The organism is Oceanimonas marisflavi, assembly GCF_003049725.1.
Classification (GTDB): Bacteria; Pseudomonadota; Gammaproteobacteria; order Enterobacterales; family Aeromonadaceae; genus Oceanimonas; species Oceanimonas marisflavi.
The window spans coordinates 41,002-54,987 of sequence record NZ_QAGM01000005.1; the positions used below are offsets into that span (position 1 = coordinate 41,002).

The 13,986-nt window shown below is 53.7% G+C and carries 14 protein-coding genes; 11 read left to right on the forward strand and 3 right to left on the reverse strand.

The window, feature by feature from the left end; translation table 11 throughout:
* The first annotated feature begins 113 nt into the window (after window positions 1-113).
* Genes rfaD through DA373_RS04695 form a run of 5 tightly spaced genes read left to right on the forward strand, consistent with a single transcriptional unit; the run spans window position 114 to window position 4,931 of the window.
* Window positions 114-1,067: an ADP-glyceromanno-heptose 6-epimerase gene (rfaD, locus tag DA373_RS04680; RefSeq protein ID WP_107851185.1), complete on the forward strand. Its 954-nt coding sequence runs from the start codon at window positions 114-116 to the stop codon at window positions 1,065-1,067.
* Window positions 1,068-1,075: 8 nt separating this feature from the next.
* Window positions 1,076-2,848, forward strand: a complete 1,773-nt coding sequence (locus tag DA373_RS04685; protein WP_107851186.1) for a polysaccharide deacetylase family protein — start codon at window positions 1,076-1,078, stop codon at window positions 2,846-2,848.
* Window positions 2,848-4,059 carry a CDP-glycerol glycerophosphotransferase family protein gene (locus DA373_RS04690; protein WP_107851187.1) on the forward strand — a complete coding sequence of 404 codons (1,212 nt, stop codon included), beginning with the start codon at window positions 2,848-2,850 and terminating at the stop codon, window positions 4,057-4,059. The genes DA373_RS04685 and DA373_RS04690 overlap by 1 nt, the downstream gene beginning before the upstream one ends.
* Window positions 4,056-4,493 (forward strand): HIT family protein, encoded by a 438-nt coding sequence (locus DA373_RS16265; RefSeq protein WP_157953678.1) that lies wholly within the window; start codon window positions 4,056-4,058, stop codon window positions 4,491-4,493. The genes DA373_RS04690 and DA373_RS16265 overlap by 4 nt, the downstream gene beginning before the upstream one ends.
* Before the next feature lie 24 nt (window positions 4,494-4,517).
* Window positions 4,518-4,931 (forward strand): adenylyltransferase/cytidyltransferase family protein, encoded by a 414-nt coding sequence (locus DA373_RS04695; protein ID WP_107851292.1) that lies wholly within the window; start codon window positions 4,518-4,520, stop codon window positions 4,929-4,931.
* Window positions 4,932-5,027: 96 nt separating this feature from the next.
* Here the strand turns inward: DA373_RS04695 and DA373_RS04700 are convergent, their stop codons facing one another.
* On the reverse strand, window positions 5,028-6,035 hold the full coding sequence (locus tag DA373_RS04700; protein WP_157953679.1) for a glycosyltransferase family 9 protein: 1,008 nt from the start codon (window positions 6,033-6,035) through the stop codon (window positions 5,028-5,030).
* 141 nt (window positions 6,036-6,176) lie between these two features.
* Here DA373_RS04700 and waaF point away from each other — a divergent pair, with 141 nt between their 5' ends.
* Window positions 6,177-7,208 carry a lipopolysaccharide heptosyltransferase II gene (gene waaF, locus DA373_RS04705; protein ID WP_107851189.1) on the forward strand — a complete coding sequence of 344 codons (1,032 nt, stop codon included), beginning with the start codon at window positions 6,177-6,179 and terminating at the stop codon, window positions 7,206-7,208.
* A gap of 2 nt (window positions 7,209-7,210) precedes the next feature.
* Window positions 7,211-8,476 (forward strand): lipid IV(A) 3-deoxy-D-manno-octulosonic acid transferase, encoded by a 1,266-nt coding sequence (waaA, locus tag DA373_RS04710; protein WP_107851190.1) that lies wholly within the window; start codon window positions 7,211-7,213, stop codon window positions 8,474-8,476.
* On the opposite strand, the gene DA373_RS04715 is transcribed toward waaA, so the two are convergent.
* On the reverse strand, window positions 8,461-9,171 hold the full coding sequence (locus tag DA373_RS04715; protein WP_107851191.1) for a 3-deoxy-D-manno-octulosonic acid kinase: 711 nt from the start codon (window positions 9,169-9,171) through the stop codon (window positions 8,461-8,463). The genes waaA and DA373_RS04715 overlap by 16 nt on opposite strands.
* Window positions 9,172-9,257: 86 nt before the next feature.
* On the opposite strand from DA373_RS04715, the gene DA373_RS04720 reads away from it, so the two are divergent.
* Both DA373_RS04720 and DA373_RS04725 read left to right on the forward strand, forming a co-directional pair.
* Window positions 9,258-10,319 carry a glycosyltransferase family 9 protein gene (locus DA373_RS04720; protein ID WP_107851192.1) on the forward strand — a complete coding sequence of 354 codons (1,062 nt, stop codon included), beginning with the start codon at window positions 9,258-9,260 and terminating at the stop codon, window positions 10,317-10,319.
* Window positions 10,316-11,092 carry a glycosyltransferase family 2 protein gene (locus DA373_RS04725; protein WP_107851193.1) on the forward strand — a complete coding sequence of 259 codons (777 nt, stop codon included), beginning with the start codon at window positions 10,316-10,318 and terminating at the stop codon, window positions 11,090-11,092. Before DA373_RS04720 ends, DA373_RS04725 begins: the two co-directional genes overlap by 4 nt.
* Here the strand turns inward: DA373_RS04725 and DA373_RS04730 are convergent.
* Window positions 11,061-12,080 (reverse strand): glycosyltransferase family 9 protein, encoded by a 1,020-nt coding sequence (locus DA373_RS04730; RefSeq protein ID WP_107851194.1) that lies wholly within the window; start codon window positions 12,078-12,080, stop codon window positions 11,061-11,063. The two genes, DA373_RS04725 and DA373_RS04730, sit on opposite strands and share 32 nt — an antisense overlap.
* Window positions 12,081-12,211: 131 nt before the next feature.
* Between DA373_RS04730 and DA373_RS04735 the strand changes: the two genes are divergently transcribed.
* Together DA373_RS04735 and coaD are read left to right on the forward strand one after the other, a co-directional pair.
* Window positions 12,212-13,357, forward strand: coding sequence for an RNA-guided endonuclease InsQ/TnpB family protein (locus DA373_RS04735; RefSeq protein WP_107851195.1), 1,146 nt, complete (start codon window positions 12,212-12,214; stop codon window positions 13,355-13,357).
* 115 nt (window positions 13,358-13,472) lie between these two features.
* Entirely contained in the window at window positions 13,473-13,958 is a 486-nt protein-coding gene (gene coaD, locus DA373_RS04740) for a pantetheine-phosphate adenylyltransferase (protein ID WP_107851196.1), read from the forward strand.
* Window positions 13,959-13,986 lie beyond the last annotated feature (28 nt).

The window sequence follows — 13,986 nt, forward strand, 5'->3', positions numbered from 1 at the left end:
AATAGTAACACAGAGCCGCAAGTTAGTTTTTCGCGGCCGAGCCATGGTAAACTGGCGGCCATTTTTCTTCGAACAGCCGGGCACCCGCTCCGGCCAGCAAGAGGCGAACAGCGATGATCATTGTAACTGGCGGTGCCGGCTTTATCGGCAGCAACCTGGTAAAAACCCTGAACGAACAAGGCCGTACCGACGTGGTAGTGATCGACGATCTGACCGACGGTACCAAGTTCGTCAATCTGGTTGACCTGACCATTGCCGACTACCTGGACAAGGACGAGTTCCTGCACCGCATTGTATCCGGCGACGAGTTCGAGGAATGGGGCGGCATCGAGGTGATTTTCCACGAGGGCGCCTGCTCCGCCACCACCGAGTGGGACGGCAAGTTCATGATGGAGAACAACTACGAGTACTCCAAGGATCTGCTGCACTACTGCCTGGAGCGGGAAATTCCGTTTATCTACGCCTCTTCCGCCGCCACCTACGGCGGCCGCAACGACAACTTCATTGAAGAGCCGCAATATGAACAGCCGCTTAACGTCTACGGCTATTCCAAGCAACTGTTCGACCAGTATGTGCGCCGGCTGATGCCGGAGATCAGTTCACAGGTGGTGGGTCTCAAGTACTTCAACGTGTACGGCCCCCGCGAGCAGCACAAGGGCAGCATGTCGAGCGTGGCCTTTCACCTCAATACTCAGCTGCACAAGGGTGAAAATCCCAAACTGTTTGAAGGCTGCGACGGCTACGGCAACGGCGGCCAGATGCGCGACTTCATCTATGTGGGCGACGTGTGCAAGGTCAACCTCTGGTTCTGGCAGAACCCCGAGGTCTCCGGCATCTTCAACTGCGGCACCGGCCGCGCCGAGCCTTTCCAGAACGTGGCCGAAGCGGTGATCAAACACCACGGCAAGGGTGAAATTGAATACATCCCCTTCCCGGAGCATCTCAAGGGTCGCTACCAGAGCTTTACCGAAGCCGACCTCACCAAACTGCGCGCCGCCGGCTACCCCCACGAGTTCAAGACCGTGGCCGAAGGCGTGGCTGAGTATATGAGCTGGCTGAATAAATAAGGCACACCATGAACATTTTGATGGCGCTGTCCCAGCTCGAGGTGACCGGCGCGGAGGTATATGCCACTACGGTGGGTGACGCCCTGACTGAACGTGGTCACCGAGTGTTTTATGTATCCGACACCCTGACCAAACCGCACCGGGGAGCTTTTTTCAAACTGCGCTTTAACAAGCGCAGCATTCCCCGCCGGTTCTGGCATGTGGGTTATCTGATCTACCTGATTAAAAAGCACCGCATTCAGCTGGTGCATGCTCACAGCCGCGCCTCCAGCTGGAGCTGCTACGTCGCCTGCAAGCTCACCGGTACCCCCATGATCACCACAGTGCATGGCCGCCAGCCGGTGCATGCCTCGCGCAAGAAGTTTCACGCCCTGGGCGATCGCGCCCTGGCGGTGTGCGAGGCGGTACGGGATCAGCTGGTTGCCGGTCTGGGAGTCGCGCCCGAGCTGATTGCCATCGGCCGCAACGGCATCGACACCCACCACTACCAGCCGGTGCCGGCGCCCGCCAACAACAAGCCGCTGATCAGCATCATCGGCCGGCTCTCCGGCCCCAAGGGCGAGCTATGCTACCGGCTGCTGGATCAGTGCCTGGATCTGAACCGCTATCGGGTACAGATTGCCTCGGGCACGCAAGTGCCGGAGCGGTTTGAACGCTTTCGCGACCAGGCGGAATTTCTTGGCTATGTACAGGATGTGCCCGGCCTGATGGCGCAATCCGATCTGGTGATCGGTGCCGGCCGGGTAGCCATGGAAGCCATACTGATGCAACGCCCGGTCTTTGCCGTGGGCGAGGCAGAAGCCGTGGGGCTGGTGACTCCCGACAACATTGACGCCGCCATGGCGAGCAATTTTGGCGATATTGGCCCGAACGACCTGAATATCGACTTTGCTACCCTGCCCGCTCAAATTACCGCTGCTCTGGACACCCGGTTCGACAGCGCCGCTCTGGCCAGCACTGTTAAAAGCGCCTACGACCTGCAGGCGGTAGCCACCGAGCTTGAAGCTCATTATCAGAGTGTAATCGTGCACCGGCTGCGGCGGGAAGTGCCCGTCATCATGTATCACCGTTTTATTCGCGATGACAGCGAAAAGGGCGTACATGGCACCTATCTGCATGTGAAAATGCTGGAAAAGCACTTTAGACTGCTGAAACGGCTGGGCTATGAAACGCTGACCTTCGCCGATCTCGCCGACAAAGGTCTGGCCAGCCGGCTGAGTGCTGGCAAAAAGTACATCATTATCACGGTGGATGACGGCTACAAGGATAATTATGAGTTGCTGTTTCCGCTGCTGCAAAAGTATGACTTCAAGGCAGTGATCTATGCCGTGACCGGCGAAACCTTTAACCGCTGGGACGTAGAAAACCCCGACAACCCGGAAAAATCCGTGGAGCTGATGACCCCGGACCAGATAAAGGAAATGGCCGCCTCAGGCCTGGTGGAATTTGGCGGTCATACCCTGACCCACCCCAAGCTGGACCGGCTCGACCGCGAACAACAACGCGTGGAAATTGCCGGCAACAAGGCGCAACTGGAACAATTACTGGGTCAAGAACTGACGTCCTTCGCCTACCCCTTTGGCATTCATAACAACGACAGCAAACAACTGGCCGAAGAGCTGGGTTACCCCTTTGCCGTGGCCACCGACAGCGGCCCCCTGGCCATGCACGAGGATCCCTGGCAGATCCGCCGCATCGCCATCTTTCCCCGTACCGATGTGTTCGGACTATGGCGAAAGATTAAGGGGGATTATGTGTTTAGGAAAAATAGGAAATTATAATGAAACATAAAAAAATAAAAAAAAATAGACTAGGCAAACTTTATAACACAATAAAGTTAACCATTATCTGTGAAATTGCCAGGATCGGGTATCTGATCAGCAAACCTTTTTTTAAAAAAGACATATGGATAATTGGTGAAACAGAAAATCAAGCACAAGAAAACGGTTACTTCTTATTCCGCTGGATCAGGGAAAATCATCCAGAAATGGATGTTTACTATGTGATATCAAGTAAATCACCGTCACTCAAAAAGCCCCAAGAACTAGGGAATACGTTAGTTCTTGGAACAATAAAGCAAGTGTTTTTTCTTTACCATGCCAACAAAATAATATCCACTCATGGCTTATGGATGATACCTGATGAGTTAGGTATTTTGAAAAAAATAACCAGAAAGAAACTAAACTTTGATGGTGTAATGCTTAACCATGGGGTCGGCTTTTTGAAAAATGGTTCAAAATACTATCATAAAAAGACCTTCCCATTGAACAATTTGATAATTGCATTATCACCTGATCACAAAAAAATATTTACAACACATTATGGCTATGATGATAAAGATGTAATTATAACAGGTTATCCACGTTTTGATGACCTCGTCGACTTCTGTGAGGAAAAAAAGACAATTACCTTCATGCCAACATATAGAGATGGTGAAGATAATTTAGAACATGATGCTTTTAAAAGTACAAGTTTATATAAGGCGACTAAAAGGCTTATGATAGATGAAAAGCTGTTAAATAGCTTGGAAGAAAAAAATATCAAACTAGTCATCTACCTGCATCAAAATATCCAAAAATATAGTGACAGCTTAGACGGTTTCTCATCTAAAAATGTATCTGTGGCTAAACAAGGGCGCTACACCGTACAAGATCTACTAAAAAGATCCAGCTTACTTATTACAGATTACTCCAGTGTTTTTTTTGATTTCGTCTATATGAAAAAGCCTTTTATTTCGTATCAGTTTGATTATGATGAATTTATTTCCTCTCGAAAAGAAAAAGCCTTTATAGACTTCAAAAAAGATATACCAGGCACTGTAGTAAGCGATCATAATAGCTTAATTGAAAAGATAATAGAAAATATAAACAATGAATTTACATTCTCAATGAAAGATGAAAAAAAAGCATCTCGTTTTTTTTCATTCTATGACCAGAAAAACTGTGAGAGAGTCTTTGAAGCCATAAAATCAGTTAGGGAGATAGTCTCTTGAGTATTAAAGATTTTAAGGAAAAATTTAACATAGATGCTCTGTCCATAAAAAAATATAAACATTGGACGGTTTCTGTTCGACCAAATCAGATAACACTTTCGTGCCTCATAGTAAGTATAAACAGAGAGTGTGAGTCACTATCAGAGCTTACTGAAAGTGAGACTCAAGAGCTCTCCATGATTTTCAAAGATATAGAAACAAAATTTTGTAAGTGGGTGTCATTTGAAAAGATGAACTACCTAGCACTGATGATGCTTGATAGCATAGTTCATTTCCATGTAATACCAAGGTATAACAACTCAAGAACATTCGAAGAAAAATCATTCCATGATCTTAACTGGCCAAATCATCCATCAGATCTTGATTCTGGCATTTCCGATATGGCCACAGTGAAAAAAATCAGAAAAAGAATAATACTTGAAGCCAACTCATAACACATGATAAGAAGAGTGAATCTCATGAAAAAAATAGGATATACGACAGGGGTATTTGATCTTTTTCATATCGGCCATCTAAATCTCCTCAGAAGAGCAAGATTGGAATGCGACTACTTGATTGTAGGAGTGACAACCGATGAACTAGCATTCTCTAGAAAAAATAAAAAACCCATAATTCCATTTCATGAGCGCCTTGAAATTGTTGAGAATATAAAGTTTGTTGATGAGGTTCTTCCTCAAACATCTATGGACAAAATGAAAGCATGGAAAAACATAAAGTTTGACAAAATGTTTGTAGGGGATGATTGGAAGGGAAGTCCAACTTGGAAAACAATAGAGAGTGATTTTAAAAAGGTAGGTGTAGAAATAATATATTTTCCATACACCCAACATACATCCAGCACATTACTTAGAGATGTGCTTAAAAAGATTTAATTAGCCGTCACATAAAGCTAAAACTAAGTACACTTCAAAATCTCGCCCCCTACAAGCCCTACAAGTAAGGGGGCATGACAAGACAAGTAATAGCACTTAGTTACACATGAACTCCTCGTCAAACTTTCTAATTAACTTATTCTCATCAAAAAAATTAATGTCTAATAACGACCCTGTACACCTTTCTGCAAAAAAGCTAGAAGCCTTTTCAGAGTTAGGGTGCCACTCTGAGAAATTCTCTTCATCATGATTGTAAATACCCAACAAAGGTTTTCCCAAACCACTAGCAATATGTACTATAGCCGTATCCACAGAAATTACAGCATCAGACAAACGCACGATTTCGATGGCATCCTGAATAGTCTCACTATACTTAACTGTGAACACTCGTCCCCCTTCTAACTCCCAACACCATTTTTCCACCTCTGCTTTGGTATCTGGTGTCGACATCAGACACACCTTCCATGCCGGCTTGTACTTGCCTATCAGCTCAACCAACATGGATACACTATCAAAGTTAAGGCGCCGGCTACTGCCACTACCATATGGATTAAGTGCCACTACAGGTGTATCAGGCCATTCCCGTAGTATAAGCTGACGCCGCTCACTGTCTTCAGGAATAATATATTGACGATCAGGAGAAGTAATTCCCAGTAAACCAAGCGCATATGCAAACTTTTCAGAAAAATGACGCCCTTTGGTAGCTTCACCAAGTTTAACGTTAACAAGACGCAACTCATCATCCAGCCCCATCACATTATTAGCACTGAGGCAACGAAGAAAATAGATATCCTTCATCTTCAGTTGCTTGCTGAGGTGAATAACCAAGTCTATAGAGCCAATTTCAGTACTCAGTTTTTTCAGCTCAGCATAAGTCGGTCGTTTTTTGCAGCAGTAAACATGATCCACACCAAAATGGTCCCGATACAGGGCAGCCATATGAGGCGCGGTGATCACATCGATGTGCATTTCTGGCCGAAACCGTCGCAATTCTCTAAAGAAAAATGATGACACAATGGAGTCACCGATTTTGGCATCCCAGCGGACCAGCAAGACACGTTTTACCTGCCTAAGATCGCCTCCAGGAGAAGACCGGTCAAACAACAGCCTACCCATTTTTCGGCGCAGTTGATCCCTGAGTAACTGTGATCTGGAGATAAATCGTCTAAACACTATGCATTACCGTGGAGAGGTCAGGCCACCGATTGTATAATCCCAAGTCATCAAAGACAAAGTATCAACGTCATGAAAATTCTGATTATAGCCCCATCCTGGGTGGGCGATATGGTGATGTCCCAGAGCCTTTACATCACCCTGAAAAAGCAACATCCCCAGGCCGAGCTGCATGTGATGGCGCCGGCCTGGTGCTGTGCCCTGCTGGAACGCATGCCCGAGGTCGACAAGGCTATCGTGATGCCGCTGGGGCACGGCGAGTTCAAGCTCGCCGAGCGATTCCGGCTGGGCCGGCAACTGGCCGCCGAAGGCTACGACTGGGCCATTATTCAGCCCAACTCCCTGAAATCGGCACTGATCCCGTTGTTTGCCGGCATTAAAAAACGCACCGGCTGGAAGGGCGAGTCCCGCTACGGCCTGCTCAATGATCTGCGCAGCAACAAGCGGGACTTTCCGCTGATGGTGGAGCGCTATAACGCCCTCGCCTATCCCAAGACGCAGATGAAAAGCCATCAGAATATTCCCGACCTGCCCTGGCCGGCACTGCGAGTGGATGTTAATAATCAGCAGTCTGCACTGGCCGAGCTGAACCTGGATACCACCAGGCCGGTACTGAGCCTGTGCCCCGGCGCCGAGTTTGGCCCGGCCAAGCGCTGGCCTGAGCAGTATTATGCCGAGGTGGCGCAACAGCAGATTGAACTGGGCCGGCAGGTGTGGATTTTCGGCTCGGCCAAGGATGTGCCGGTTGCCGAAGCCATCAGACACTATTTACCCACACATCTACAGCAACATTGCCATGTACTGGCCGGTAAAACCTCGCTGCACCAGGCTATCGACCTGATGGCGCTGAGCACCGCCGTGGTATCCAATGACTCCGGGCTGATGCACATTGCCGCCGCCCTGCAGCGGCCATTGGTCGGGGTATATGGCTCCACCTCACCTCAGTACACCCCGCCCCTGGCGGAAAAAGTGGCCGTGGTGCATACCGATATCGAATGCCGCCCCTGCTTCAAGCGCGAGTGCCCGTTGGGTCACCTCAAATGCCTGAAAGAACTGCCACCTCAGCGGGTAATTGACGCACTGACCCGGCTAGCGGGTGAGTAGCCATGTTCTATCGCTTACTCTACAACCTGCTTATTCACCTGTTCAGCCCGCTGCTGCTGGCACTGCTGTACTGGCCGAAAAAGGGCAAGCCCGGCTTTGGCAAACGCTGGCCAGAGCATCTGGGGTTTGTGTCACCCACCAACGGCAAACGGCCGGTGTGGCTGCATGCCGTCAGTGTGGGTGAAATGGTGGCAGCTACGCCGCTTATTCGGCAACTGAAGGCTGAACATCCGAACCTTCCAATACTGGTGACCACCACTACCCGAACCGGCGCCGATCAGGCCGCAAAGCTGAGTGATCTCATCGAGCATCGCTATGCGCCGCTGGACTTTCCCTGGGCAGTGGCGCTGTTTCTGCGCCGGGTTCAACCCCGGACCCTGTTGATAATGGAAACCGAGCTCTGGCCCAACTGGCTGACCGCCTGCGGCCGGCGCAAGCTTCCGGTAATGGTACTGAATGCCCGGCTGTCTGCCCGCTCTGCCGACAGATACCGGAAATTTCACGGCATTTTCCGCCTGTTATCGAAAAATATTACGCATATTGCCTGCCAGTACCGGGACGATGCGGACCGCTTTGCCGGCCTTGGCGTCCCCCGGAATCGACTGAGCACCACCGGCTCCATCAAGTTTGATATCGACTACGACGAGACCGTACGGGAGCAGGGGAAAATGCTGCGGGCACAACTGGGATCACAGCGCCCGGTATGGATTGCCGCTTCTACCCACGAAGGGGAAGACGAGCAGCTGCTGGAAGCGCACCAAACCCTTCTGCCACGCTTTCCGGACGCCCTGCTGATCCTGGTGCCACGCCATCCCCAGCGTTTTGATCAGGTCGCGGCTCTGGTGCAAAAACAGGGACTCACTCTGCATCGCCGCACTCAGAGTGAGCCGAAAGCAGGCACTCAGGTTTATCTGGGGGATACCATGGGCGAGTTGCCGCTGATGCTGGCTGCAGCCGATGTGGCCTTTGTGGGGGGCAGTCTTATTGAGCGCGGCGGCCATAACCTGCTGGAGCCGGCAGCCCTGGGCAAGCCGGTGCTGACCGGCCCCTCTACCTTTAACTTCAGTGATATTACCCGCGAGCTGTTACAGGCGAAGGGCGCCAGTATCGTGGCCGACAGCCAGGAGCTGGCTAACACACTGGCTCAGCTGTTTGAGCATGAACCACAGCGCAACGCCATGGGGAAAGCGGCCCTGAAGGTAGTCGAGGCCAACCAGGGCGCGCTGGCACGCACCCTGGCCGCCATCAATACTCAGCTTCCCCGGTAATACCCCTTCAGCAGGGCTTTCCAGTCCTGCTCTTCCCAGTGGAATTCCTGGTGCAGGTTCTGCTCCTTGCGGAAGGAGCGCAACAGGCGCTCCATGTTTTCCTTGGCCCAGCTGCCCGGCTGGCGGAAGTGGCATTTGTCGAAGTCGATCAGCCAGCTTTTGCCGCTGTCGTCCAGCAACACGTTATGACTGTTGAGATCGGCGTGATACAGGCCGGCATTATGAAAGCGGCGAATGGTCTGACCAATGCCCTGCCACTGTTCGGCACTCAGCTCGCGCTCTTTGAGAATGGCGACCAGATCCTGCGCGTTCTGAATACGGGTAAGAATAATATCGGCCCGGTAAACAAAGTTGGAACGGATCATGCGCGCGGCGCAGGGGCGCGGCACCGGCAGTCCCTTGCGGTACAGCTTGGTCAGCACGGTAAACTCGGCCATGGCCCGGCTTTTGGACTCGGCTACGTGCAGGAAGGTGTCTTCCATCACCCGGCCGATCATGCCGCCCCGGTAGTAGTGACGCAGCACCTTGTGGCCCACCTCGTCTTCCACAAACCAGGTGGTGTTGCGCCCCACCGATTTGCCGCGAATGGCGTCCTGCTCACGCCAGTAATCGATTTCAAAAAAATCCCGGTGAAAGTCGCCAAAGCATTCCGGGTCGTACCAGATAATCTCGGAGCCGTGCTCAATTCGTTCCATTGCCATCCCCCCAGCGAAAAGCCGAATTTTACATGGCCGAAAAGGCTTTGCATAATGCCGGACTCCAATTCCACAAGAGTTTCCTTATGGCACTGTTCACCTCGGCCCCCGAGTCTCTGTGTTTGCTGCGCCTGTCTGCCATTGGCGACTGCTGCCATGCGGTGGCGCTGGTACAGGCCATACAACGCCAGTGGCCACAAACCCGCATAACCTGGATCACCGGCAAGGTTGAAGCCCAACTGCTGTGCCAGTTGCCCGATGTTGAAATCATCAGCTTCGACAAAAGCGCCGGCTGGCAAGGCTACCGCCGGTTGTGGCGGCAACTGCGTGGCCGTCGCTTCGACGCCTTGCTGCACATGCAGGCGGCCATGCGCGCCAGCATTGCCAGCCTGGGCATTCGCGCCAAATACCGCCTGGGTTTTGAGCGGGAGCGCGCCAAGGACGGTCAGTGGCTGTTTACCAATCTCAAGGTCACCGCCAGTGGTGAGCACGTGGCCGACGGCTTTATGAGCTTTGGCGAGGCGCTCGGGCTGCAGAAGACAAAGCCGCAGTGGAGCTGGCCATGCTCACAACAGGAGCTGGCGCAGGCCGCCCAGTATAAGGACAAGCGTCCGCTGTTGCTGATCTGCCCCGCCGCCAGCAAGGCCTACAAGAACTGGACCGCCGAGGGCTATGCCGCTTTGGCCGACCATGCTCATCACAAAGGAATGAAGGTAATACTGATCGGCAGCCCGGCCAGAATGGAGCGGGAGCTGGCAACGAAGATTGAGCGGCTCACCGATAACATCAACGAAAATCTGGTGGGACAGACCAGCCTGCCCGGACTGATGGCGCTTATCCAAACCGCCACTCTGGTGGTGGCCCCCGACACCGGCCCGGCGCACATGGCCACCCTCACCGGCACCCCTGTGCTGGGGCTCTATGCCCACCACAACCCGGCCCGCACCGGCCCCTACCACTGCCGGGATTATGTGGTCAGCGTCTACGAAGAGGCCCTGCTGGCGGAAACCGGTAAAACGCCGGCCGAGCTGCCCTGGCGCACCCGGGTCAAGGATGAGCACGCCATGAAGCGCATCACCATAGAGCGAGTAATCGCGCAATTCGACCGCATCTGCGGTGATTTCCATTTATTACAGGAGCCGTCATGAGCCGCCCTACCCTTGCCGCCGTGTTAATCGTCAAAAACGAGGCCGACAATCTGGCCGAGTGCCTTGCAACCCTGGACTGGGTGGATGAAATCGTGGTGATGGACTCGGGCAGTACGGACGCCACTCAGGCCGTGGCCGAGGCCGCCGGCGCCCGCTTTTTTGTCAACGATCAGTGGCCGGGCTTTGGCCCTCAGCGCCGGCTGGCCCAGAGCAAGGTCAATTCTGACTGGGTGCTGTGGGTAGACGCCGACGAGCGGGTCACCCCGGAGCTGCGTGCCAGCATCGAAGCGGTGCTGGAAAGTCCCGCCGATAACACCGTCTATTCCATTCCCCGCCTGTCCTGGGTGTTTGGCCGCTATATTCGCCACTGCGGCTGGTATCCGGACCGGGTGTTACGGCTCTACCCCAAAGCACTGACTGGCTATAACGACGCCCTGGTGCATGAAAAGGTAGAGATTGGCCCCGGCATGAAAATTGCGCCGCTCAAGGGCGATCTGCTGCACTACACCTACCGGGATCTGCAGCATTATCTGGTGAAATCGGCAGGCTATGCCGCCGCCTGGGCCGAGCAGCGCCAGCGGCGCGGCAAGAAAGGCTCACTCTCACAGGGCCTGCTCCACGGCATTGGCTGTTTTATGAAAATGTATGTGCTCAAGGCCGGCTTTCTTGACGGCAAGCAGGGGCTGCTGCTCAGCCTGCTGTCGGCCCATTCCACCTTTGTGAAATACGCCGACCTCTGGATCAGGACAGAAACCCAGCCGCCCAGGGACTGACCTTTTCGGCCACTGAATTGATATCCACACTGCTCATGTCTTCGGCTTCCGCTCCTGCCGGCGGATGAAACGCCAGATGGCGGCCCTCGCTGTTAAGGGGCCGCCAGCGCAGCGGGGTCGCCGAGCGGCGCAGGGGAAAGAATCCCACCGTGGGCACATCCAGGGCGGCGGCAATATGCAGCGGTCCGGTACTGCCGGCCACAAACAGCTGGCCACAGGCCAGCAGCCGGCAAAAGTCCGGCAGCGGCAAGCCACTGGCTACCACAGCCCCTTCTCCCGCCATATTGGCCACTTCTTTCGCCAGCGCTTCTTCCCCCGGGCCGGCGGTCAGCACCGGCTGTGCGGCGGGAAAGTCCGCCTGTAACCGGTCAATAAACCCGGCGTACTGTCTGGCACTCAGGTTATTGGCGGATCCGCCGCTGCCGGTATGCACCAGTAGCCAAGGCCGGCCGGCATCAATACCAAGCGCTTGCGCTTGCTGCTCACGAAACGCCACCAGTTCACCGGCATCAAAGCCCAGATAGGGTGTGGTCGGCTCTACCGGCGTAATGCCGTTTTTAGTCAGAAAGGCCCGCACCAGATCCAGGTTGTATTCGAATTCCGGCTTGGCGGACTCGGACCGGCGCTGCTTTACCCTGTGGTTGTAAAGCACCTGCGCCAACTTGGTGGCCGGAGCCCAGCGCTGGGCAATACCCGCCTGCCACATCAGCTTTGCGTTGCGAAAGTTGGAGAACAGGCAGATAACAGCGTCGAAATTGCCTTCCTTGAGCCGTTTCAGCAGCTGCTTTTGCGCGGTAGCGTCGCCGTTTTTACCCGGATCCGCCAGCACTGTATCGATGCCGGGGCACAGCCCGGCCAGGGGCCGGGTATAGCCCGGCACCAGGGCGGTAATATGACAGTCGAGGGATGCCTTCAGCATGGCAAAGGCCGGCCAGGCCAGCATAAAATCGCCGATCTTGTCGTTGCGTACCACCAGTATTCGTTTCATCAATTTTGCGCGGGAAACCCCGTCCTTTCAGGGCGGGGAGGGATAGCGCGGCGGCGTCAGCCGCCCCTGTTCCCGCTCCTCCGTTTTAAGTTGGCTGCCATCTTCACATAAATGATACTAAACTGTGAGGCATGATAAAGCGCGCCTATAAATATCGGTTTTACCCAACGCCTGAACAAACTGAGCTGCTGGCTCAGACCTTCGGCTGTGTGCGTTTTGTCTATAACGCCATACTGCGCTGGCGTACCGATGCCTTTTACCAACGGCAGGAAAAAATCGGCTATGTCGGCGCCAACGCCCGACTGACCGAACTCAAGAAAGATCCTGAGTTGGCGTTTCTGTCTGAGGTGTCGTGTGTGCCGTTACAGCAATGCCTGCGCCACCAGCAAACTGCGTTCAAGAACTTCTTTGAAGGCCGCGCCAGGTACCCGGCATTCAAGAGCAAGCGGCATCGCCAGTCGGCGGAGTTTACCCGCTCCGCCTTTAAATACCGGGACGGCAAGCTGTATCTGGCCAAGAGCAAAACCCCGCTGAATATTCGCTGGAGCCGTGAACTACCAGGCGAGCCCAGTACCGTAACCGTTTCCAAAGACTCGGCAGGCCGCTACTTTGTGAGCTGCCTGTGCGAGTTCGAGCCCCGCAAACTGCCGGTTACCCCCAACATGACCGGCATTGATCTGGGCCTGAAAGATCTGTTTATCACCGATAAGGGTGAACGGGTCGGCAATCCCCGCCATACCGCAAAATACGCCACCAGACTGGCCAGGACGCAGCGCCGACTGAGCAAGAAAAAGCTCGGCTCGGCCAACCGCGCCAAGGCCCGGCAGAAGGTGGCGAAACTTCACGCCAAAATCTCCGATTGCCGACAGGACAACTTGCACAAGCTGTCCCGCAGATTGATTAACGAGAACCAAGTGATCTGCGTCGAATCCCTGAAAGTGAAAAACATGATCCGCAATCCTTCCCTTAGCAAAGCTATTGCCGACGCTGGCTGGGGGGAGTTCGTGCGCCAGTTGGCGTACAAGGCGGAATGGGCCGGGCGCTCACTGGTTGCCATTGACCAGTGGTTTTCCAGCACCAAGCGCTGCTCGGGTTGCGGGCACACCTTATCGTCGCTGCCGTTGTCGGTCAGGAAATGGAGCTGCCCCGAGTGTGGTGCACACCATGACCGCGACATCAACGCCGCAGCCAACATTAAAGCCGCCGGGCTGGCGGTGTTAGCCCTTGGAGAGAATGTAAGTGGCATGGGGTCAGTGTCCGTGTCCTGTTCTCGATGAATTGGGAATCCCCTTCCTTTAGGGAGGGAAGCAGTCAATCCGCTCTCCCGCTTGCTCTCGTGCCGCGGTATTCTACCTTATTCTTTTCGTTCATCGTTTGATAAAAGGAACCGTCATGAGCATCAGGGTCATCTACCCCGGCACCTTCGACCCCATCACCAATGGCCACCTGGACCTGATAGAACGCGCTTCACAGCTGTTTGACGAGGTGATCGTGGGCGTGGCCTTCAGCCCCAGCAAACGGCCCATGTTTGAGCTGGAAGAGCGGGTGGCACTGGTCAAGGAAGTGGTCTGCAACGAAAAGCTGAGCAATGTGACCGTGGTGGGCTTCTCCGGCCTGCTGGTGGACTTTGCTCAGGAATATAACGCTACCGTGCTGGTGCGGGGCCTGCGGGCCGTCTCGGATTTTGAGTATGAATTTCAGCTGGCCAACATGAACCGGCGACTGATGCCCACGCTTGAAAGCGTGTTCCTCACCCCGGCCGAAGAAAACTCCTTTATCTCCTCCACCCTGGTCAAGGAAGTGGCCATTCACGGCGGAGATATCAGCCAGTTCGTGCCCGATGCCGTGCGCAAGGCCATCGCACAAAAGCTGGCGTAAACTTTCCGTGAGGGGTGAAGGGTAAGGC